General features: G+C 59.1%; 16 protein-coding genes and 4 tRNA genes. 13 read left to right on the forward strand and 7 right to left on the reverse strand.

Translation table 11 applies throughout. The features are described from left to right. Nucleotides 1-107: 107 nt before the first annotated feature. From sugE to rdgC, 3 genes are all read right to left on the reverse strand, one after another. Nucleotides 108-425 (reverse strand): quaternary ammonium compound efflux SMR transporter SugE, encoded by a 318-nt coding sequence (sugE, locus tag HX866_RS12465; RefSeq protein ID WP_100940919.1) that lies wholly within the window; start codon nt 423-425, stop codon nt 108-110. Nucleotides 426-541: 116 nt separating this feature from the next. After that, nucleotides 542-1,507, reverse strand: a complete 966-nt coding sequence (locus HX866_RS12470; protein WP_121133710.1) for a bile acid:sodium symporter family protein — start codon at nt 1,505-1,507, stop codon at nt 542-544. A gap of 210 nt (nt 1,508-1,717) precedes the next feature. Beyond that, on the reverse strand, nt 1,718-2,638 hold the full coding sequence (gene rdgC / locus HX866_RS12475) for a recombination-associated protein RdgC (protein ID WP_177139834.1): 921 nt from the start codon (nt 2,636-2,638) through the stop codon (nt 1,718-1,720). A gap of 160 nt (nt 2,639-2,798) precedes the next feature. Between rdgC and HX866_RS12480 the strand changes: the two genes are divergently transcribed. The 4 genes from HX866_RS12480 to HX866_RS12495 all read left to right on the forward strand — a co-directional run bounded on the left by HX866_RS12480 (nt 2,799) and on the right by HX866_RS12495 (nt 3,307). After that, nucleotides 2,799-2,874: transfer RNA gene (locus HX866_RS12480), tRNA-Val, on the forward strand. A gap of 19 nt (nt 2,875-2,893) precedes the next feature. Beyond that, nucleotides 2,894-2,970 (forward strand) — tRNA-Asp (locus HX866_RS12485). A gap of 165 nt (nt 2,971-3,135) precedes the next feature. Beyond that, nucleotides 3,136-3,211: transfer RNA gene (locus HX866_RS12490), tRNA-Val, on the forward strand. 19 nt (nt 3,212-3,230) lie between these two features. After that, nucleotides 3,231-3,307 (forward strand) — tRNA-Asp (locus HX866_RS12495). Nucleotides 3,308-3,557: 250 nt separating this feature from the next. Here HX866_RS12495 and HX866_RS12500 read toward each other — a convergent pair. Both HX866_RS12500 and HX866_RS12505 read right to left on the reverse strand, forming a co-directional pair. After that, nucleotides 3,558-4,694 (reverse strand): catalase family protein, encoded by a 1,137-nt coding sequence (locus tag HX866_RS12500; protein ID WP_177126398.1) that lies wholly within the window; start codon nt 4,692-4,694, stop codon nt 3,558-3,560. Nucleotides 4,695-4,731: 37 nt separating this feature from the next. Beyond that, the gene (locus tag HX866_RS12505; RefSeq protein WP_177126400.1) at nt 4,732-6,537 is read right to left on the reverse strand and encodes a di-heme-cytochrome C peroxidase; all 1,806 of its coding nucleotides are present in this window, start codon (nt 6,535-6,537) and stop codon (nt 4,732-4,734) included. 267 nt (nt 6,538-6,804) lie between these two features. Here HX866_RS12505 and HX866_RS12510 point away from each other — a divergent pair, with 267 nt between their 5' ends. The 4 genes from HX866_RS12510 (at nt 6,805) to HX866_RS12525 (ending at nt 9,095) form a co-directional block, all read left to right on the forward strand. Continuing rightward, a complete protein-coding gene (locus HX866_RS12510; RefSeq protein ID WP_177105767.1) occupies nt 6,805-7,524 on the forward strand; it encodes an FKBP-type peptidyl-prolyl cis-trans isomerase in 720 nt (239 codons plus the stop codon). Between the two features lie 293 nt (nt 7,525-7,817). Further along, complete coding sequence (locus tag HX866_RS12515) at nt 7,818-8,273, forward strand: YkvA family protein (RefSeq protein ID WP_177105766.1); 456 nt, start codon at nt 7,818-7,820, stop codon at nt 8,271-8,273. 112 nt (nt 8,274-8,385) lie between these two features. Continuing rightward, nucleotides 8,386-8,727: a helix-turn-helix domain-containing protein gene (locus tag HX866_RS12520; protein ID WP_177105765.1), complete on the forward strand. Its 342-nt coding sequence runs from the start codon at nt 8,386-8,388 to the stop codon at nt 8,725-8,727. After that, on the forward strand, nt 8,724-9,095 hold the full coding sequence (locus tag HX866_RS12525; RefSeq protein ID WP_177094400.1) for a hypothetical protein: 372 nt from the start codon (nt 8,724-8,726) through the stop codon (nt 9,093-9,095). Before HX866_RS12520 ends, HX866_RS12525 begins: the two co-directional genes overlap by 4 nt. Before the next feature lie 158 nt (nt 9,096-9,253). Here the strand turns inward: HX866_RS12525 and HX866_RS12530 are convergent, their stop codons facing one another. Together HX866_RS12530 and HX866_RS12535 are read right to left on the reverse strand one after the other, a co-directional pair. Then, nucleotides 9,254-11,029 carry a bifunctional diguanylate cyclase/phosphodiesterase gene (locus HX866_RS12530; RefSeq protein WP_177094402.1) on the reverse strand — a complete coding sequence of 592 codons (1,776 nt, stop codon included), beginning with the start codon at nt 11,027-11,029 and terminating at the stop codon, nt 9,254-9,256. 136 nt (nt 11,030-11,165) lie between these two features. Further along, a complete protein-coding gene (locus HX866_RS12535; RefSeq protein ID WP_177139836.1) occupies nt 11,166-13,250 on the reverse strand; it encodes a carboxy terminal-processing peptidase in 2,085 nt (694 codons plus the stop codon). 182 nt (nt 13,251-13,432) lie between these two features. On the opposite strand from HX866_RS12535, the gene HX866_RS12540 reads away from it, so the two are divergent. The 5 genes from HX866_RS12540 (at nt 13,433) to HX866_RS12560 (ending at nt 22,223) form a co-directional block, all read left to right on the forward strand. Next, a complete protein-coding gene (locus tag HX866_RS12540; RefSeq protein WP_177139838.1) occupies nt 13,433-14,395 on the forward strand; it encodes a zinc-binding dehydrogenase in 963 nt (320 codons plus the stop codon). 301 nt (nt 14,396-14,696) lie between these two features. Continuing rightward, complete coding sequence (locus HX866_RS12545) at nt 14,697-16,640, forward strand: hypothetical protein (protein ID WP_177139840.1); 1,944 nt, start codon at nt 14,697-14,699, stop codon at nt 16,638-16,640. Nucleotides 16,641-16,837: 197 nt separating this feature from the next. Beyond that, complete coding sequence (locus HX866_RS12550) at nt 16,838-18,850, forward strand: hypothetical protein (protein WP_177094409.1); 2,013 nt, start codon at nt 16,838-16,840, stop codon at nt 18,848-18,850. Between the two features lie 397 nt (nt 18,851-19,247). Then, on the forward strand, nt 19,248-21,518 hold the full coding sequence (locus tag HX866_RS12555) for an autotransporter outer membrane beta-barrel domain-containing protein (protein WP_256344917.1): 2,271 nt from the start codon (nt 19,248-19,250) through the stop codon (nt 21,516-21,518). A gap of 444 nt (nt 21,519-21,962) precedes the next feature. Continuing rightward, entirely contained in the window at nt 21,963-22,223 is a 261-nt protein-coding gene (locus HX866_RS12560) for a short-chain dehydrogenase (RefSeq protein WP_177094413.1), read from the forward strand. Nucleotides 22,224-22,311 lie beyond the last annotated feature (88 nt).

A 22,311-nucleotide genomic window follows, 5' to 3' on the forward strand; every position in this document is an offset into this window, starting at 1 on the left:
GGAGCTGGCTTGCCGGCGATGGGGCCCTTGGGTCTGGCGCTGTCGTTGCTGACGCCATCGCCAGCAAGCTGGCTCCTACAGGGGAGCGTGTAGCGTTGGAGAGGGGGTCAGGCGGCTGAAACCTTCAGGCCGATCAAGCCGGCGATGATCAAACCCACACTTGCCAGGCGGAACAACGCCATGGACTCGCCAAACAGAATGATCCCGGCGATCACCGTGCCCACCGCGCCAACCCCTGTCCAGATGGCATAGGCGGTCCCCAGCGGCAATTCCTTCATGGCAAGGCCCAGCAAGCCAAGGCTGACAGCCATGGCGGCAACGGTGAGGGCGGTGGGGAGCGGGCGGCTGAAGCCGTCGGTGTACTTGAGACCAACGGCCCAGCCGACTTCGAAAAGACCGGCGAAAAACAGAATGATCCAGGACATGTAGACCTCCATCTATAGCTGGGGTCGTCCCCGGACGGATACTGCGCTCAAGCCGCAAGGTCGTCCCCGCGCTGCGCACTAGAGTGCCCACTCCTGTCCAGGGGATCAAGTTTCCTTTAGTTCAGCGCGTTGTCTGCCGCCTGTTCACGGTCCTGTTTTTCGCTCATGCGCCGGAACCAGGTCGAGAGCAGGGCGCCGGAAATATTGTGCCAGACACTGAACAACGCGCTGGGTACCGCCGCCAGCGGCGAGAAGTGTGCGCTGGCCAGGGCGGCGCCGAGCCCCGAGTTCTGCATGCCGACTTCCAGAGCCAGGGACTTGCGCTGGGCCAGTGGCAGCTTGAACAGGCGGCCGGTGAAGTAACCCAGCAGGTAGCCGAAGCTGTTGTGCAGCATCACCACGGCCATGATCAGCAGGCCGGATTCGGCGATCTTCGCCTGGCTGGCGGCGACCACGGCGGCGACGATGATCACGATGCTCACCACCGACACCAGCGGCAGGACTTCCACCGCATGGCGTACCCGTTCGCCCAGCAGGCGTTGGGCGACGACGCCGAGCACGATCGGGAGTAACACCACTTGCAGGATCGACCAGAACAGCTCGCCGAACGAAACCGGCAGCCAGGCCGAGGCCAGCAGCCAGATCAGTGCGGGGGTCAGCAGTGGGGCGAGCAGGGTGGTGACGGCGGCGATGGCCACCGACAGCGCCAGGTCGCCGCGGGCCAGCCAGGTCATGACATTGGAGGAGGTGCCGCTGGGACAGCAACCGACCAGGATCACCCCGACGGCGATTTCCGCCGGCAGCTGGAAGGCCCGGCAGAGCAGCCAGGCGACGCCCGGCATGATAATGAAGTGTGCGATCACGCCCAGGGCCACGCGCCAGGGATGACGGGCGACTTCGGCGAAATCGTCGAGTTTGAGGGTCAGGCCCATGCCGAACATCACCAGGCCGAGGAGCGGCACGATGGCGAATTTCAGGGCGATGAACCAGGTAGGTTGCAGGAACGCCAGCACGGCGAAGATCAGCACCCAGTAGGCGAAGGTATTGCCGACGAAGCGGCTGAGTGTGGCCAGTGCGCGCATGGTGTTTTCCTTGTTGTTTGAGTTCGCCATCCGACATGGCGTGGCGAGCAGGCGAGCCTCATCGAGATCGTGCAAGCACCACAAAACGTGTAGGAGCGAGCTTGCTCGCGATGGACGTTAACGATAACGCGGGGCTCCTGATGCCCTGCGGTGTCCTTGCGTTTATCGCGAGCAAGCTCGCTCCTACATAGGGTGAGGCGTGTGCTTGCTTTAGATGCCCTGCGGCATCTCCTCGCCACCCAGCGCGTCAAACAGCTGCGGCAGGAACTCGCCGAAAGTCAGCATCATCAAGGTGAAGCTGGCATCCAACTGGCCCAGGGCTTCTTCGCCACCATCCTGTTCCGCCTGGTCTTGCAGCAGGTCTTCGAACTTCAGGCGCTTGACCACCATCTTGTCGTCGAGCACGAAGGACAGTTTGTCCTGCCAGGCCAGGGACAGCTGAGTGACCATCTTGCCGGTGCTCAGGTGCAACTGGATTTCTTCGCCGGTCAGGTCCTGGCGCTTGCAGCGCACGATGCCGCCGTCTTCCTGGGTATCGCGCAGTTCGCATTCGTCGAGGACGAAGAAATGCTCCGCGGTCGCCTGGGTCTTGACCCAGTCGGTCATCACGGCCGTTGGCGCGGTTTTCACCGTCAGTGGACGCACCGGCAGGGTGCCGAGCACTTCACGCAAGGTCGACAACAGGTCTTCGGCACGTTTCGGGCTGGCCGAGTTGACCAGGATCAGGCCCTGTTTCGGCGCGATAGCGGCAAAGGTCGACGAACGACGGATAAAGGCGCGGGGCAGGAAGGCCTGGATGATTTCATCCTTGAGCTGGTCACGCTCCTTCTTGTAGACCTTGCGCATCTGTTCGGCTTCGATCTCCTCGACCTTTTCCTTCAGCGCATCGCGCACCACGCTACCCGGCAGGATTCGTTCTTCCTTACGGGCGGCCACCAGCAGGAAGTCGCCGCTGACATGCACCAGCGGGGCGTCTTCACCTTTGCCGAAGGGCGCGACGAAACCATAGGTGGTCAACTCCTGGCTTGCACAGGGGCGGGCCGGTTTGCTCGCCAGTGCGGTCTCCAGCGCCTCGGCATCAAAAGGCAGATCTTGGGTCAGGCGGTAGATCAGCAGGTTCTTGAACCACATGGGGTGCATCTCTCCTTTATACAAAGGAGGGCATTATTCTCTTCGCAGCCCCATAGGCCAACCCTCAGCTAAGTCTTTGGAAGGCCTGAGAAAAATATTAAAGAAAGTGCTTGCCAGAGTTTCGAGTGCTCCGTAGAATGCGCGCCACACCGAAAGCGAAGGGTGATTAGCTCAGCCGGGAGAGCATCTGCCTTACAAGCAGAGGGTCGGCGGTTCGATCCCGTCATCACCCACCATTCGATTTCAGTGTTACGCGCAGCGGTAGTTCAGTCGGTTAGAATACCGGCCTGTCACGCCGGGGGTCGCGGGTTCGAGTCCCGTCCGCTGCGCCATATTCGATGATCTGGACCACTGAACGCCAGATCATCACAGAAAGCCCGCCTTGTGCGGGCTTTTTGCTGTCTGCGAATCCGAAATCTCCATGCCCTGAAAAAAGATTATTTAAATCAGTGCGTTATGGATTTTTTGTGGCATAATGCGCCCACACCGAAAGTGAAGGGTGATTAGCTCAGCTGGGAGAGCATCTGCCTTACAAGCAGAGGGTCGGCGGTTCGATCCCGTCATCACCCACCATTCGATTTCAGTGTTACGCGCAGCGGTAGTTCAGTCGGTTAGAATACCGGCCTGTCACGCCGGGGGTCGCGGGTTCGAGTCCCGTCCGCTGCGCCATATTCAAATGATCTGGACCACTGAACGCCAGGTCATCACAGAAAGCCCGCCTTGTGCGGGCTTTTTGTCGTCTGGGGTTTGTTGGAACCGTGGGCGTCAGCAAGAACATCGCCAGACTCAGGGGCCTCATCGCCGGCAAGCCGGCTCCTACATGGATCTCGGTAGCATGATATTTTTGCGGTGAGACGCGGTCCTGTAGGAGCCGGCTTGCTGGCGATGGCGCCTGAAAGGGCGCCACTGGGCTCGTACGCTATTGCTCGGCGTTGCGGCTATGCCGGTAATCACTGATCGCGTCATACACCGCCTTGCGCAAGCGGTTGATCCCGCCAATCGGCCGATGCGCTTCCAACCCATGCCAAGGGCTGAACGACTGATTGTCACAGGCGATGTTCTGCTCCAGCGTATCGAAGTCCTGGGCCGGAACCCGAATCCGCGCCACCGTCTGGAACGGCGCGTCGCTCTCCTTCCATTCAACGCTGGTGTCCTCGATCGGCATATACAGATGGGCATTCTGCCGCTGGATCTGCAAGACGAAGCAGGCCGGCACACGGTCTGTGGATAACTGCTGGGTCAGGGCGCTGCGCAGAAAGTTCGGCAGGTCCTCATTCTGTTTCGGCAAGGCATATTCCGGGCAGCTCTGCGGGTCGGGGGCTACGCGGAACTTGGCGTTGTCATTGCCGAACTTGTAGGGCGAGACCGAAAAATAGGTGGTCTGGGTCGGACTGATCGGCGCCGGCGCCAAGGTCGCCAGGGCGATAAACAGATGGCGCACCTGCCAGGTGGTCGGATTCCAGCTCGGGAAAAACGCCAGCACCTGCTTGCCGTCTGCCTGGGCCCCGATGTTCTGCTGGTACTCGGCGACATCGCTGACGAAGAAGTTCGGGTGGCTGAACATCACGAAGTCCTGCTCATTGCGGCCCTGTTGTCCCGGCAGCAATTGCTTGCCCGGGACATCGAGCAGCTTGAGCGCCATGCCGCGGGCGTCGCGAATACTGTCGAACTGCGGGTAGGCGTTGCCATTGGACAGGCGGATCAGCGCCTGCCAGGTCTTGCCCGGTTCGGCAAACACACCCTGGCGCAGGTCGCTGCTCAGGTCGTTCGGCACCTGGACCTCGGCCTTCACGCAGCCGTGGGCCTTGGCATGGGCGTCACGCAGGTAGCGGGTGCCTTCGCGGTGCTGATCGACGATGCGCACGGCGGTCTGGATGATGTCCTGGGTCATGGCCGATTCGCCGGGCGGAATCTGTTCCTCGGCGGACACCGGGCCACTGAGGCGCCAGGCATACCAGCCGCTGGCCAGGGCCCAGCCGACCAGCCCGAGGCCGATCAGGATCAGCAGGCTCTTGCCCAGAAAGGCGCCGAGGCGCAGCCAGAGTCGGGTCAGCATGGAGACATCCTTTTAACGTGAACGCGAGGGGAAGAGGTCATGGCAGTTGCGACTCCAGCGGGCCGCCGAGCACTTTCAGGTATTCGAGCAGGGCCCAGCGTTCCTCGGGCTGCAGCAAACGACCGATCACACCATCGCCACGCTTGCCGGCGCGGAATTCATGGCCACTGTTGTGGTTGCCGCTGATCCGGGTGTCGTACAGGAAGCCATTGGTGAAGGCTTCCTGGCGATAACCCAGATGACGCGGGTCGTACTCGAAGGTGCCGCGATAGAAGCTGGTGGCGCGCTCGTCCTGGGGCGAGAGCAGTTGGTACAGCGAGGGCACCGAACCGTTGTGCAGGAAGGGCGGGGTGGCCCATACGCCGGCCAGCGGCCGGGCCTTGTAGGCGCGCTGTTCGAGCACGCCGATGGGCAGGCCGAAACCATCCATGGCCGGACGTTCTTCTGGCGTGACCTTGGCTTCGCGATAGGCGCGCTCCTCGACGAAGGCGGTGACGTAGGCCAGGCCCTTGGCCACCGACAATTGCGTCAGGTCCAGCGGCGCAACGGGCGTCGGGTGCAGTTGCACCGGCAGTTTCGCCAACTCGGCCAGGCTCCATTGCAGCGAACTCAGGTCATAACGATTGTCGGCGATGTTGTTGGCGGTGTTCGGATCGGTGCCGATCGCCGCGACCGGGATCGAAACCAGGTGTTTGACCGGGCGACCATTTTCCTCGGTCACCGGCGGCACATGGCAGCCGGCGCAGTTTTCCGCGAACAATCCGCGGCCTTTGGCGGCCAGCGCCAGGTCGACCTTGCCGAACAGATCCTCTGGCCAGTGGGGCGGTTGCAGGCGCTTGAGGGTTTCCTCAATCCGTTGCAGGTCACGCACGCGCACGCTGGAAGGGTAGCGTTCGGCGCCTTGCAACGGTTGGCGATTGGTGTCGAAGAAATTCAGGGTCGCGCCGACCCCCAGCGCTTCACCGATATTACGCGCCATGGGCTGCTGGGCCGAGGCGGTCCACTGCACCCAGTCGAAGGTCCAGATATCCCAGAGTTGCGGGTAATCCACGGGGGCGTTGGCAACGCGGTAGTTCTTCTCGGAAATGGCATCGCCGAAGCTGGCGTTGGCGATGCGGCCGAAGGCGTCGGTACGGCCAGGGCCTTCCTGGGTCGGATAGAGGCCACGATGGGTATCGTTCCAGGCCGTCTTCAGGAAGATGTCCAGCGACTGCTTGAAGTCTGCGCGCAACTGATCGTACTGGGCGTCATAGTTATCGCCCAGGACCTTGTGGGCAAAGCGCTTGAACTTCCAGGGGGTGTAATAAGTCGCCGCCAGGCTCGCCACCATGGCTTGGCCGAAACTGCCGCCGCGTACCGTCGGCACGCTGGAGGGCAATACATGCTGGGCCGAGCCGCCGTCGATCCGCAGGGCCTGGCCTTTGTAACGCAACTCGCCGGTATGACAGGCGGCACAGGTGATATCCAGGTACTGCTCGTTGCTGCCGGGGTTCTGGTGACGGGCGAAGCCCACCGGCAGGTTGCCGGGGTTGTTCGCGCTGGCCTTGCGCCGGGGATCGATCAGAAAGCCGAACCGCGCCAGATACGCCGGGTCGGCAAAGCGCTGTTCGGAAAACGGCAGTTCCAGGGCCGTGAACCACTCATAGCGCAGGCCTTTTACCTGGGTGCCCTGGGGGGTGTAGTAGTAGGTTTGCCGGTCGGCCTCGCTCCATTGCTCCAGATAGCGCACTTGGGCCGGTATATAAGTCGGCAATTTCGGATTGACGACGTAGTACAGGATCACCGCGATGCCGAGGCAAAGCAGGAGAATCGTTGCCAGTAATACACGGTAAAAAATGCGCAAGATCACCATCCTTGTCGAGTTGTTGCCTTCTTATGCCTGAGGGATTGCCTGGCATCAAGTGGCCATGATGGCCGTGCCTGCTGGCCCGCGGCGCTTCGGTCGTGTCCGTGCAGACGTAAGCAGACTGTCAGGGTTTTGTAAAATGCCGCAAACACCTGAACTTATTGGCGGTTTGCCCCTCTCATGCCGGTAGCCATTGGTCGTGGCGGCCTGATAAGCTCGCGGCTTTATACGATTGCCCTTTAGGCGCATGAACAAGGAAATAGCATGAAACAGCATCGGTTGGCGGCGGCGGTGGCCCTGGTTAGCTTGGTACTTGCGGGCTGCGACTCGCATTCCAGCGTAGAGCTGAAAACCCCGGCGCAAAAAGCTTCCTACGGTATCGGCCTGAACATGGGCAAGAGCCTGGCCCAGGAAGGCATGGACGACCTGGATTCCAAGGCCGTGGCCCAGGGTATCGAAGATGCCGTCGGCAAGAAGCCGCAGAAGCTCAAGGACGACGAACTGGTCGAAGCCTTTGCGGCCCTGCAGAAGCGCGCTGAAGAGCGTATGGCCAAGCTGAGCGAAGAGTCGGCTGCTGCCGGCAAGAAATTCCTCGAAGAAAACGCCAAGAAGCCAGGTGTCGTCACCACGGCTTCCGGCCTGCAGTATGAAGTCGTCAAGAAAGCCGACGGTCCTCAGCCCAAGCCAACCGACGTAGTGACCGTTCACTACACCGGCAAGCTGACCAATGGCACCACCTTCGACAGCTCCGTGGATCGCGGCAGCCCGATCGACCTGCCGGTCAGCGGTGTGATTCCAGGTTGGGTCGAAGGCCTGCAACTGATGCACGTTGGCGAGAAGTACAAGCTGTACATCCCGAGCGAGCTGGCTTACGGCGCACAAAGCCCAAGCCCGGCGATCCCGGCCAACTCGGTTCTGGTCTTTGACCTGGAACTGCTGGCCATCAAGGACCCAGCCAAGGAAGACGCCGCCGCCACCAAATAAGGCGCCGGCTCGTGACAACGCCCCGTTATCGGGGCGTTGTCGTTTCTGCGAGTTGCAGGCTGTAAGAAAACGAACATCTACAGGTGGGTATAGTCTTAACATTCAGCTAATGGGCCTAATCGTAGACTGATGCCAAGTCAATGAAATAATGGCTTTTTTTCAGTGAGTAAAAAACGCCCGATCTGAGCTGAGCCCTTGTAAAACGGGGCTTTCAGCGTTGAAAAGTGGCTCTGTTCACAAGGTTATCCACAATTTGTGTGGATAACCTGGCGTCGCTGTCGATTGGAGTGATGATGAAAGCACCCTGGAGTTTCGCGCGCTTCCTGCCCATGGCCCAACGGGTGCTGCTGCGGGGCCGTCTGCCCACCCTGTTGTTCGCCGTGGCGAGCAAGAGCGCCCATCAAGGCGGTCGCCTGGGCAAGCTCAGGGAGGACCTGAAGCTGTTGCAGGTCCTGTGCCTGGCCTATTGGCGCGGTGAGTACCGGGCCATCAGCGTCAAGTCGATGGTTATCGTGGTGGCCGGCCTGATGTACTTCCTCAGCCCGATTGACGCCATCCCCGATTTTATCCCCGTGTTCGGCATGCTCGACGACATCGCCGTGCTGGCCTGGGTGATGAACACCCTGGACCAGGAGCTGAGCGCTTTCCGGCTTTGGCTTGAGCAGCAGGCGCCTGAGCAGTTGCGGGCCATCGAGCATCTGCCGCAGACCCCCGAGCAGTTGCAACTGCAACGCCACGAAAAGGACTGAACCCAGCTGTTTCCTTGAAGAACACCCACACTAGCGACCCTGACGGCTGTTAAGATTAAGCTACAGGGAAAGCGCCGACTCGCTATGTGTAAAAGTCCTACGGGGTGTGGTGATGGATCTTCAAGTAATTACACGTGACGGAGAACCGGAATATGCGGTTCTGCCATGGGCCCAGTATCAATCGTTACTCAAGGCTGCCGGTTTGAGCAGTCAGCAACCTCCTCAAGCTCCCTCAGCAAGCCCGGCGCCGCCGGCTGACACTTTGCCGGCCTTCGAACAGTTGCGCAGCCTGCGCGAAGCCAAGGGCCTGGCGCTGGAGGTATTGGCGCGGACGGTGGGCATCAGTCCTTCGTACCTGGGGTTGATCGAAAGTGGCGAGCGTGAGCCTGATGCTGCGATTCGTCGCAGCCTGGCCTGGGAATTGGGTGTGTCCGGCTGGAGGGACGCATCGTGAGTGTGCGCATCAGCCGCCAGCATTGGGATGGGTTGCTGGGCGAACTCGACCAGGCGCGCCGCCAGCGCCATCTGTTGACCTATCGTGCCTTGCTGGAGCGCTTGCAACTGCCCAGCCCGGCCATGCAGACCTTGACGGCGGCGCTGGAGCACCTGGCCGCGATGGATGCCAAGGCCGAGCAGCCGCTGCGCAGTTCACTGGTGATCAGCCAGGGGGCGAGCCGCTTGCCGCGTACCGGCTTCTTCGAGTGTGTCGAGCGGTTGGGGCGTTTTTCCGGCCCGTCCGACGGCGTGGCCGCGGCGTCCTGGCATGCTTCGGAAGTGGTACGGGTGTTCGAGTACGACTACCCCGAGTCGGCCGAGGCTTGAGCCGCTGCCCCTGTCGTCAACGATAACGCGGGAACCCCCTGTAGGAGCGAGCTTGCTCGCGATGAACGTTAACGGTGACGCGGGCATCCTGATACCCGGCGGTGCCTGGGCTACCATCGCGAGCAAGCTCGCTCCTACAGGGAGTGGGGCGGCGCTGCTCAGGCGCTGTCTTCGAGTGGGGTGATCTCGAGGCTGTCGATCACGTGAATGCTGTAACCCGGCACGTTTTTCGCGTGATGCTTGGCCTGGGAGGCCAGTTCGGCCAACTGCGCGGCGTCCAGTTGTGTGCAGGAGGCGGGCTTCAGGTGCACCACGCCGATGGACAGTGACAACAGCGGAAACTCCTGTCGCTGGCCCTGGCGGTTCGAGGCGATGAAGCAGCCGGCCTCCAGGTGCTCGGCGCGGTAGAAGCGCCGGCACTGGTTCTGGAAGTCCTCCAGCAACTGATTCAAACGTTTGCGCCAATCCTCCTCGCCCAGCACCAGCATGAAATCGTCACCGCCGATATGCCCGACGAAATCCCGGCTCGGGTCGACGCGATCATTCAAGCATTGCGCCAGGCACAGCAAAACCTCATCCCCGCGGCCATAACCGTAGATATCGTTGAACGGCTTGAAGCTGTCGATATCCACGTAGCAGATCACCGACTCCCGTGCCTGTTGCAACAGCCGGGTCAGGCATTGCTGGATCGGCACATTGCCCGGCAACAGGGTCAGCGGGTTGGCATAACGGGCTTGCTGGATCTTCAGTTCGGTAATCAGTTTCAGCACATCGATCACCCGCCCCAGGCCCAGGTACTGGCCGTTCTGGGTGATGATGAAATCTTCCTCGATACGCTGCCGGGCGCGGCTGGTGAGCAAGCGGCTGACCTGCTGCAGGGATTGGCTCGACTCGACCGCCAGGAAGTCATTGCTCATCAGCCGGCTGATCGGCTTGCGCGCGAACAGCTCCGTGGCGAAGGGCTTGAGCAGGGCTTCCGAGAGCGAATAGCGATGCACGATGCCACACGGGTGATTGTGCTCATCCAGCACCGCCAGGGAGTTGAGGTTGGCCTGGCGCCGGAAGGCTTCCAGCACATCCGTCGTCGAGGTGCCCAGGGCCACCGCCGGTTGTTCGTTGAGCAGGGCGCAGAGGTCGCCGGCTTCTTCGTTGAGGGCCAATGAGGTGGCCTCCAGCTTGGGCAGCAGCGTGCGCGCTTCCTGCGGCGGTTGTTCCTGGGGCCGGCAGAGCAGATAACCCTGGACCAGGTCGACGCCCATTTCGGTGAGCACCGCCAGTTCCTCCGGCAGCTCGATGCCCTCGGCGATCACCTGGGCCCGGGAGGCCTTGGCGATTTGCAGGATGGAACCGACGAATTCGCGCTTGAGCCCGTCCTGGTGGATACCGTCGATAAAGTGCCGGTCGATCTTCACGTAGTCCGGGCGCAGCTCCGACCACAGGCGCAGGCTCGAATAGCCGGCCCCCAGGTCATCCAGGGCAATGGAAAAGCCCATGGCGCGATAGTGATGCAAGGCGTTTTGCAGCAGTTGGAAATCGTCGGTCGGGGTTTGCTCGGTGAGCTCGATCACCACATTGCTCGGGTCGATACCGAAGTCCTGCAACAACTTCAGGGTACGCCCGGGCTGGTGACTCGGCTCCAGCAAGGATTCCGGCGAGACGTTGAGAAAGAGTTTGCCCGGCAGCTTCTGTTCGCTGAATCGGCGGCAGGCGCTGAGGCGGCAAAGCATTTCCAGTTCGCTGAGGCGGCCGGCCTGACGGGCCACGGCGAACAGGTTGATAGGGGAGTGCAGCGGACTGTTGGAGGGGCCCCGGCTGAGGGCCTCATAACCGATGATCCGTCGTTCGGACAGCGAGATGATCGGTTGGAACAAGCTGTGCAGACCATTCTGAGCCAGGATTGAACTCAAGGCGTTCAGCTGTTCGGTCATGGTCATGGTTGTCTCTATGGATAAAAAAAGGACCGGGCCCGGCCCTTTGTGCAAGAGCAGTACCCAGTCCTCTATTTCACGACAGAATGATGACTATTTGATGACGCTCAGAAGCAGCGGAACATTAAATTGCCATCATCTTTCAGTGTTTCGCCACCGCCGTGTTCAAGCGCAGGTAGTCCAGCAGAATACGCCCGGTTTCACTCAGGTAGGCGTCGTCTTCCGGCTTGGTTTTCTTGTCCGGATCAGGCGGCAAGGCGTCATCGTCTTCTTTCTTCAGTTCCTTGAGCGGCTCTTCGCCCTTGGCTTTGCGACGGGCGTTCTCCATGGCCAGTTGCTTGGCGTCGATATCGGTGCGCTGGGCACGACGCTCGGCCTCGTTCAGGCTCACGGTTTTTTCCTTCAGCAACTTGTCGGCCAGGGCCAGCTTGTCGTGAATGAAGATGAACTCCGCATCCTTCGAGGCGCGTGCCTCGTGGTCAGCCTTGAGCTGGGCCAGGAACGGCTTGAACGGATCCACCGCCGGCTTGATCGACGGCCGGATGGTGTCCCACGGCATGGCTTCCGGCAGTGCGCTTTCGCCGATTTCCTTGGTGTCGATGATCGACGGGAAATCCACGTCCGGCAGTACGCCCTGGTGCTGGGTGCTCTGCCCGGAAACCCGGTAGAACTTCGCCAGCGTCAGTTTCAGCTCGCCATGGTTGAGCGGCTGAATGGTCTGCACGGTGCCTTTACCGAAGGTCTGGCCACCGACGATCAGCGCGCGATGGTAGTCCTGCATGGCGCCGGCAAAGATCTCCGAAGCCGAGGCGGACAGGCGGTTGACCAGCAGCGCCATCGGGCCTTTGTAGAAGGCGCCCGGGCTTTCGTCTTCGAGTACGTCGACCTTGCCTTCGGCATTACGCACCAGCACGGTCGGACCCTTGTCGATAAACAGGCTGGTCAGCTCGGTGGCTTCCTGCAGGGAACCGCCGCCGTTGTTGCGCAGGTCGATGACCACGCCGTCGACGCCTTCCTTCTGCAACTCGCCCAGCAGTTTCTTCACATCGCGCGTGGTGCTCTTGTATTCCGGATCGCCGGCGCGGAACGCCTTGAAGTCCAGGTAGAAGGCCGGGATATCGATCACGCCGAGCTTGTAGTCCTTGCCATCCTGCTTGAGGTGCAGGATCGACTTGCTCGCCGCCTGATCTTCCAGCTTCACCGATTCGCGGGTGATGGAAACGATCTTGCTGGTCTGGTCGTTCGGTGCATTGCTGGCCGGAATCACTTCCAGGCGGACCACCGAGCCTTTCGGCCCGCGGATCAGCTTGACCACTTCGTCCAGGCGCCAGCCGATCACGTCGACCATTTCCTTGTCGCCCTGGGCGACACCGATGATCTTGTCGGCCGGAGCGACCTGCTTGGTCTTGTCCGCCGGGCCCGACGGTACCAGGCGCACGACCTTGACCAGGTCATTGTCGCTCTGCAGCACGGCGCCGATGCCTTCCAGGGACAGGCTCATATTGATGTCGAAGTTTTCCGCGCTATCCGGAGACAGATAGTTGGTGTGCGGGTCGTAGGACATCGCAAAGGTGTTGATGTAGGCCTGGAAGATATCCTCGGCGCGGGTCTGGTCCAGGCGCGTCAGCTGATTCTTGTAGCGCTTGACCAGCAGTTCCTGGATCGCCTTGGGGTCCTTGCCAGCGAGCTTCAGACGCAGCACTTCGTCCTTGACGCGTTTGCGCCACAGGTCGTCGAGCTCGGCGGTGGTCTTCAGCCACGGAGCGTCCTTGCGATCGATCAGCAAGGTTTCCTGGGTGGTGAAATCCATCTTGTCGACGCCCTTGTCCAATTCGGCAATGGCGAAGTCGAGACGCGATTTGACCCGGTCCAGGTAACGCTTATAGATGGTGAAGCCGGCATTCAGGTCGCCGCTTTTGAGGAAATCGTCAAATTGGGTTTTCCATTTGTCGAATTCGGTGATGTCACTGGCCAGGAAATAACTGCGCGACGGGTCGAGCAGCTTGAGATAGCTCTCATAGATAATCACCGAGCGCGCGTCGTCCAGCGGCGGCTTGCTGTAGTGATTACGCTTGAGCAACTCGACGACGCTCAGGCTGGCAATTACCTCGTCATGGTCGGGCTGAAGATTGTCCCAGCTATTGGCTGCGAACGTATTGGCCGAGAACGAGGAAATGCCAAGGCCAATGAAAAGAGCGAGTGCGGTGCTGGGGAACAGATGCTTCATGCTGATTCGACGCGGGGGCAATTGATAACGCATATTAGGCCGTCTTTAAAGTCGCCGGTTCCGCAGGACTGCGTACCAAAATCGCGTTTGCGAATTTTCGTACGACCCGCGGGCCAGTCGCATAATGCAAAAAGCCCGGCGCTTCAGCTACGGGCTCAGTCCAGACTCACTATGGAGGCACTGTGAAAGCATTGCAAGGCGTTGAAGGTCAGGTGGAGTGGGTTGAAGAGCCGAGTCCGACTTGTGATGTGGGACAGGTTCGGATTCGGGTGGCGGCCGCGGGGCTCAATCGCGCCGATTTATTGCAGAAAGCCGGGCTCTATCCGCCGCCGCCCGGGGCCAGCCAGGTGCTGGGCCTGGAGTGTTCCGGGGTGATCAGCGAAGTCGGGCCGGGCGCATCCTGGCAGGTCGGCGACCGTGTGTGCGCGCTGTTGGCCGGCGGCGGCATGGCCGAGGAAGTGGTGGTCGACGCACGGCATGTGTTGCCGGTGCCGGAAGGCCTGAGCCTGCTGGAGGCGGCCGCGCTGCCTGAGGTCTATGCCACCGCGTGGCTGAATCTGTTCCAGTTGGCGGCCCTCAAACCCGGTGAAAAAGTCCTGCTGCACGCCGGTGCCAGTGGCGTCGGTTCGGCGGCGATCCAGCTGTGCAAGGCCTTCGGCAACCCGTGCTGGGTGAGTGTCGGCTCGGCTGATCGACTGGCCTATTGTGAAGCGCTGGGGGCCCAGGGTGGGGTGGTTCGGGGGGACGATATCGAGGGGCTGAGCGACTTTGCGCCCTTCGATGTGATCCTCGATCCGGTGGGGGCGAACTACGCCGCGCTGAACGTGAAACTTTTGTCAGTTGACGGGCGGTGGGTGCTGATCGGCCTGATGGGCGGGCGCGAAACCCAGTTGGACCTGGCGAAGATCCTCGCCAAGCGTATTCAGTTGCTCGGTTCGACCTTGCGCAGCCGCGACGATCAGTTCAAGGCCGACCTGCTGCGTGACCTGGGTGAACAGGTCTGGCCGTTGTTTGCCGAGAAGCGCTTGAGTCCGCAGTTGGCCAGGACCTTTGCGATCCAGGATGCCGAGGCGGCGTTCGAGACGTTGGCGGGGAATCAGGTGGCGGGGAAGGTGGTGTTGGTGATTGATGAGCAATTGATTTAAACGCCGAGGCCGTACCTCTCGTTTTTTTGCCCCCAATGAGCGCATCCCTTGCGCTCATTTCGCTTGAGTCCGGCAGAGCCGGGCTTTTGCCGTTTAATCCCCTGAAACCGTCCTCGGGTAACCGACGGACGGCGTGCATACCTGTCAATTCTGACAGTAGGCAAGTCACCGAAAGAGGAGTGAAATCTACCCAGGTCAATAGCATTGGCATTCGACTACTGAGCAGTAGAGGTCCCCATCACTGCTGTTAATGAATGCGCGTAGATCAGACCGCGTAGTGTCATTGAATTGGAGAGTCGATATGGCCCTGCCAAAGAAAAAACGCGCACACGCCAGGACGGCGACTGGTGATTCGTCGGCACAGATTGTTGATCTTGATCGCCCCGAAGTTCCGGCTGTTCTGGATCCTCTGGACCCCTTTGGCCTGTTACCGACCGGCTCGCAGAATCAGGACCTGGAAGTCAGGGTGCCCAAACGCTGGGAGTATTCGGCGCCGGACCCTAATTGGTCGGATATCGTCAAACTGTATTGGGGCCTTTCAACCCGGGCCCTCGACGTCGTGGACGAAGTCAGGGTGATCGGACCGGTGACCGACGCTATGTTTCCTTTGTCGCTGAAGGTTCCGCGCAATCGCCTGCAAGCGGATGGGCGTTACGATATCCAGTATGTGGTGACGAGTTTTAACACTTTTGTCGTGCCCTCGTTTGTGACCGTGGTAACCCTGGATACCCAGCCGCCCAGCTATGATAAGCAACCCGAGGCTTTGTTGTTCCCTGCGGACCTTGTCAATAATATTATTACCGAAGACTATCTGTTGACCCATCAGGATACAGTGGTGCTTCGCCTGCCACTGCCCTTGTATACCGGAGCCGCCGATGGCGACCAGTTACTCTTGTGGTGGTCGGACCGTGATCCGCCGCTCGGCGACCCGGTCCATATAGAGACTATTTCCGACGCCGATATCATTGCGCAGGACATCCGTGTCGATTTGACCGGCGCGGTGATTCGTGCGCCGAACAAGAACGGTACCTTCTACGCGTTTTACAAGTTGCGCGACCGTGCGGGGAATGAAACGCTGGTATTTTCAAAACCGGCAGAGGCCACGGTTTCCCTGATTCCGCTCCCTGGGGTTCTGCCACCCCCGCGGGTGCCGGCGCAGGAAAGTGACGCCCTGGTCAATCGGGCGGATGCGCGGGCGCAGGTGACGGTCCTGATTGAGCCGCCCTTGAATAATGTGTTGCCCACGGACGATATCGTGGTCACCTGGGATGGCACCGAGCTTCCCCCGCAGCCGGCCATTCTACCCCTGACGGTCCCGGTTCCCTGGACGGTGCTGGTTGCCCAGGGGCTGGGGCCCATCAGGGCGATGCCTGTTGCTTATGAGGTGAACCGTCCGCCTTTTCCGCCGTTTCCTTCTCAACCGTTACCGATCAATGTCGACTTTACCGTGGCTGGCCAGGACCACCCCGGTGCTCCAGCATTGCTCAATCCGCTGTTGGAACTGCTTGATATTATCGGCGGTTCAGGTACGCCCAACGTCCTGTTGCCGGCGGATAGAGCATTTCCCGTTGTTCCTTATCTGACGCTTTATCAAACCCCTAATGCCGGGGAGGTTCTGGAACTGTACTGGGGCAGTGTGGCGGGGCCCGTGGCGCGCTATGACGTTCAGCCAGGCGATAGCGAAGGCGATAGAGTCGCCTTTACGACCGTGCCTTGGTCGGTCATTGATATGGACCCGAATAATGCGCAGTTGCCGGTTTATTACACCACCAGTAATGGTGTCAATGAACAGCAGTCTGAAAATCAATATGTCCGCGTGCAAGTGGTCACGATCAATGATTTGCCGGAACCCGTATTTGAAGATGAAGACGCGTTTGGCTACATTCAATGTGATAAAAAACCCTGGGAAGGGATTCGTGTCAGAGTAAATTTCGACAGTGGCCATTTTGGTCTGGGCGATGAAATCATGGTGTTCTGGCAGGGTTACCGAAACTTCAACTCAACCGACCCGATTCCCGAAACCTATGGCGAATTCCCGGAAACGGTCGGGGCTGATCATGTACGCGATGGTTATATCGATGTCTGGATTCAACCCTATGAACCCTATATCAAGCCGGTCACCCGTGGGTCGTGGGGCACCTATTACACATTGACCAAAACCAGTGGGCAGTTTGGCACGTCACCGGCTCCCGAGAATTTGAAAATCATTGAAACGGTTTCACCGGATATGTGTCCTCCTATTTGAGAGAGGGGGAGAGCTTAGAACGGGGTACTAAAACCTGATTTATCAGGTGGCCTTGGGTAGTGGATTTTGTTCGGTGGTTGCAACATGGCCTGTTGTCTGACAAAGCGATGGCTTCCTGACCGTGTCGAATCTTCACCTGTGATCTTATTCAACGGGGCAGGTGAGTTATATCCATCCGAACGTAAGAGGTATTGAACATGAGCGCTTTTCCTAAAAGAAGTAACGTGAGTGCCGAGAAGAATCGCCAGGCTTATAGCAAGTGGCTCAGGCAGGTGGGCAGCCAAAGCAATACCAACCTGGTTGACCTTGCCGAACCGATCATTCCGGATTACTGGCCAGGCGAGCCCCAGTTTAAGGGTTATGTGCCACGGGATGATCAAGACTCCGATATGAATATTGAGATTCCGATCTGGGAAAACCCAGCACAATCAGCTATCTTTGTAGATAATATTCTGATTGAGTGGAAGCTTCTGTCAGACCCAGACTGGGACGATAAAGTAGTAGAGACCATTCCTAAACCCGGTCCCACGTTGGTGACTGACCCACCTGTGAATGTTGTACTGGATAAAGCGCTCTTTGCAAGAGAGGGCTTTTATGAGTTACGTTACACAATCTTAGGCTGGAACCTTGCCCGCAACGCTTCTCTGCCAGTGACCATTGTCATCGACAAAACAGCGCCTCACGGCGGTCAACGCCCAAACCAGTTGACCTACAGAGATACGACAGAAATTATCGATGGTGTGATTACCAAGGATTACCTGGACAATAATAATAATGAGCTGGCCATGGTGGTTCCTCCTTACAACGATGAACAACCTGGGGATACGATCGAAGTCTTTCTCGACAATGACCCGACTCCTGCAGGCGATCCTGTTTATGAAGGTTCTATAGGTCCGGGGCGTGTTATTTTTATTCCAGGCGATCGACTGGAGGCGTTATTGGATGGGCCGATTTTCATCAATTACTACCTTCTTGATAAAGTCGGAAATGTCGGCGCCAAATCACTGGATACCACCGGTAATCTTGTCCTTGTTCCGATGCCGACGGGGCCATTGGACCCCCTCAGGGTGCCCTTGGCCGAGGACGCACAAAGATTGATCGATCTGGAGGATGTTTTCCGGGTTGGGGTCGACGTGCTGATTCCGCCCTATTCGCCCTGGAGTCGCACTGATCAAATCGAAGTGGATTGGGGCGGTGTCAAGCGTGCCTTATTTCCGGTCCCTGCTGCGCCGACAGCCGAGTTTAGTATCCCCATCAGTTATCTGGATGTTCTAAAGCCCGCCTATCTGCCCGGCACACCGAGAGAAAAGCCAACGGCTGTCACCTACGAACTGGTTCGAGGCGGGCAACGCGTGCCTGCCACGCCGATTAATATTTTAGTCGACCTGTCCTATGTGGGCCCGCCCAATCCGGACGAACCCGATGAGGAGAACCGGGACTTGCCCCTCGTCACGGTTTTGGGCGGTGGGCCCAATCCGGTGGATAATGTCCTCAGGGTAGAAGACATAGGCTTATCAGCCACCATCGAGGTGGATATCTATACCCCTTATGAACTGGGTGAGCGGATGTGGTTCTACTGGGGAACCCTGGAGACCGAGGTGGCCATCTATAATCCGGATCCGGCCAACCCCCCTCCGGGTGGTGTGGTGAGCGTGACCGTTTCGTGGAGCGATATCGAGCAAGTGCCCGGTGGCCTTGTTGATGTGTACTACAAAATCGGTTTGATTGGTGGCAACAACCGACAAAAGTCCATTGCCACTCCGGTGGATGTCACGGATGCGGTACCTATCAAGCTGGCTTCTCCTGAGTTTCCAACGGCAGCAGATTTACCCGGTGGTGCCGGACAGATTCTGAATTGCAGTTCCTTTATTGGTAACGATCAGCATGTTCCCGTTGATTTTCCGGGCAACCCCGGTTTGTTGACTGCCGGTGACACCGTCGATATCACTTGGCAACCCTATGACGATCTGGCAGCGACTAACCCGGTACCCGCGCCGTGGATCAGAAACAAAACATTGACTCAGGAAGAAGCGGATAATGGTTTCAGTTTCAATGTCGAGCCTTACGCCACTCATACTGAGCCCGTTGGTATTAGTGGTGCCGTCCGCGTGACGTATGTTTTCACCAGTAGCACCGGACCTATAGTGGGTGAAACAGTGATTTACGCGTCCTCGACGAAACCGGGGGGTGTGTGCGAACCGGGTGACTGACTATCACCGGGTCCCGTGGGTACACAGAAGGCCCTGTAGGGAGGGAGAACGGATTCTGCTGTCCTTTCTCTCTCCCTTAAATCGGTCGGATGATGGATGTTCAGTCTGTCGGATGAGATGTTGATACATTGTTTACTTCGACTTGTAACAGGCCGCAGGGCATGTGGGTTTTGCAAGGTTTCTAACGTAAGCGAAGGATTTACCTTTCTGTTTTATAGGAAAATTCCTACATATTAGGTGGTTGCTTACTCGGTATTCTTGCGCCGGTCACAATTGGACGTGTGCCACCGAACGCGGGAGGCGAATTAATCACTTATTATCAGGAATTATAATGTTCACCTTTAAAAGGTTTAAACAGTGCACGCACGCACGTCCCGACTTGTTATGTGTTTTCTTGATGTTTTCAAGTTCCTGGGCCTATGCACAAACGGATATCATTGAAAACGGCGCATCAAGCACCATCGATGCCAGCTCTCCGGTCAATGGTTATATTTTGCGAACCAATGGCACCCTGAATGTGAACGGTGGCAGTACCCAGCAGATTCAGGCCGACAGCTCGAACCTGAATATCGACACCGGCAACACCTGGCAGATTGCTGCGACCAATGGTTCGATCCTGAATATCAGCGGTGCCACCATCACGGCGGCGCCCGGCATCGGCTATGGCGTGAGTTTATTGGACAGCCACGGGACGTTTACCGACACGACCATTACCAGCACTGATGGTACCGGGCTGACGCTCCTCCAGGGCGGCCAGAACTCCGGTGGCTCAACCGCCGTGGTTTCAAACAGCACGATTACCGGCCTTACCAGCGGTATCTCGGCTTCTTCCCTGAGCACGGTTCAACTGACCAACACTCATGTCGAAGGGACGGGGGCGACCAGCTCTGGCATGCTGCTTTTCAGCGCCGATGCAACGGCCACGGGCAGCACGATTGTCGGCGGACAGAACGGCATCACGATTGTCGGCAATGGCACTTTCCCGCGTACCAGCACGGTATCGTTGAGTGGCACCCATGTCGAGGGTGGTACCGGTTCCGCGATCGTCGTTGCAGGGGTCGGGCCGACCGAAACCAATATCGAGGTCCTCAATGGCTCGACGCTGACCGGTGGCAACGGCACCATGCTGGACGTGTCGGGCGGGGCGACGGCCAACATGCTGGTGGGTAACAGCGCGCTCACCGGTAATGTCGATGTGACGGGCAACAGCACGGCCAACCTGAGCTTCAACCAGGGCAGCATGGTCGGTGATTTCAACGTCGAATCCGGTAGCACCGGCAACCTGGCCCTGGCCAACGGTTCGCTGTTTAAAGGCAGCCTGACCAATGTCGATGGCGTGACCATCAACAGCGGTTCCCAATGGGAAATGACCGCCAGCAACAGCGTCGGCACCTTGGCGATGGACAACGGCACGGTCACCATGGGCCAGGGCAATAACTTCTATCAGCTGGACGTGGGCACCCTGGCGGGCAACGGCACCTTCGCCATGAACGTCGATTTCGCCACCAACCAGCACGATGTGCTCAATGTGACCGGTGCTTCCAGCGGCGACTTCAAACTGCTGGTGGCCGGCTCCGGTGTCGATCCGGTGTCGCCAGAAGCGCTGACCCTGGTGCACACGGCTGCCGGCAATGCGAGTTTCGCGTTGGCAGGCGCCGGCCTGGTGGATGTCGGGACCTACTCCTATGGCCTGGGCTCAAGCAGCAACGGCAGCGGTGGCACCGACTGGTTCCTTGACCCGAACAATAAAACCATCAGCCCGAGCACGCAATCGGTGCTGGCCTTGTTCAACACCGCGCCGACCGTGTGGTACGGCGAACTGACCTCCCTGCGTACCCGCATGGGTGAACTGCGCTTCAACGATGGCCAGTCCGGCTCCTGGGCGCGCGCCTATGGCAACAAGTACAACGTCTCCGAAAGCTCCGGCGTGGGTTATTCGCAGAACCAGCAGGGCTTCACCCTGGGCGCGGATGCACCGCTGAAGATGGGCGACGGTCACTGGCTGATTGGTGCGATGGCCGGGCATAGCAACTCGGACCTCGACCTCAAGGGCGGCACCACCGGTAATGTGAAGAGTTACTACGTGGGTGGCTACACCACCTGGCTTGAGCCGGAAACCGGTTACTACTTCGACGGTGTGGTCAAACTCAACCGCTTCGAGAACGAATCGAAAGTCGCCATGAGTGACGGCACCCAGTCCAAGGGTAACTACGGCAATACCGGCCTCGGTGGTTCGGCCGAATTTGGTCGGCATATCAAGCTGGATAACGATTTCTTCGTCGAACCGTTCGGCCAGCTGTCGGCGGTGGTGATCCAGGGCAAGAACTACAACCTGGACAACGGTCTGCAGGCCGAGGGCGACCAGACCCGTTCGTTCCTGGGCAAGGTCGGGACCACGGTCGGTCGCAACCTGACCCTGGAAAGCGGCACCGTGGTGCAGCCTTACCTGAAAGCAGCGGTGGCCCATGAGTTCGCCAAGAACAATGACGTCAAGGTCAACAACACCGTGTTCAACAACGACCTGTCCGGCTCCCGTGCCGAGTTTGGTGCCGGTGTGGCGGTGAAGTTGTCCAAGGACCTGCAAGTGCATGCCGACTTCGACTATGCCAATGGCAAGTCCATCGAGCAGCCGTTTGGCGCGAATGTGGGCCTGCGGTATAGCTGGTAAGTAAGGCGGGCGATCCACTCGCGGCTGGAGGGCTGAGAGGGGAGAGATCGACTGATTGTTTGAAGTAAGCCCGGTGTGAGAGCTCCGGGCTTTTTTCGTCGTGTTTCCCGTCCTGAATAAGGTCTGCGCCTGTTTCAGGAGGAGGAACGATCAGTAACAATTCCTCGCCTTGCATCTGCGCAAGCCGGCGGCTTATAGTCCGCCGGTCGCCCTTATTGGCGACACGGGTTTGGCGACTCGTTTTTTAGACTGTGCGAAAGCTCTGTGCTTGTTTGCAGGCGCGTTCGTACCCGCAAAGCTGCTTCTATGGCAGCTGTGCGCGGGAGGCCTTCGGGTCTGCCGGCTTGGTCTATTCCGGTTCGCCAACCTGCGTACAGCTGCCACCCTACATTTCGTTTGGCGACGAATCGGGTGGTTTCTAACCAATAGACTGAGACTTAGCCTATGACTAAATACATACCCCTCACTGCCATCGACTGCCTGATCCCCAGCCTGTTGATCGACGCGGAAAGCCCCACGGATGTGCTCCACGCCAACGCCGCCGCGCGGTTTCTGGCGGCCACGCAAATGCTCGAAGCCCTGTCCCATATCGAATTGCACAATGCCAATGACATCGACTTCCAACACATCATCCAAGTCCCCGCGATGGTCATGCGCGATGGCTGCGACCTGATGGATGTACTGGGTTGGCGGCTGCGGGTCTGACGGCTTAAAACGTGCCGCGAAGAAAAACGGCAGGCGGCTGCATTCAAATTGACGGAAATAGTGAAGGGGGAGCCTCGCTCCCCTTTGT

It is taken from the genome of Pseudomonas gingeri (assembly GCF_013386165.1).
Classification (GTDB): domain Bacteria; phylum Pseudomonadota; class Gammaproteobacteria; order Pseudomonadales; family Pseudomonadaceae; genus Aquipseudomonas; species Aquipseudomonas gingeri_C.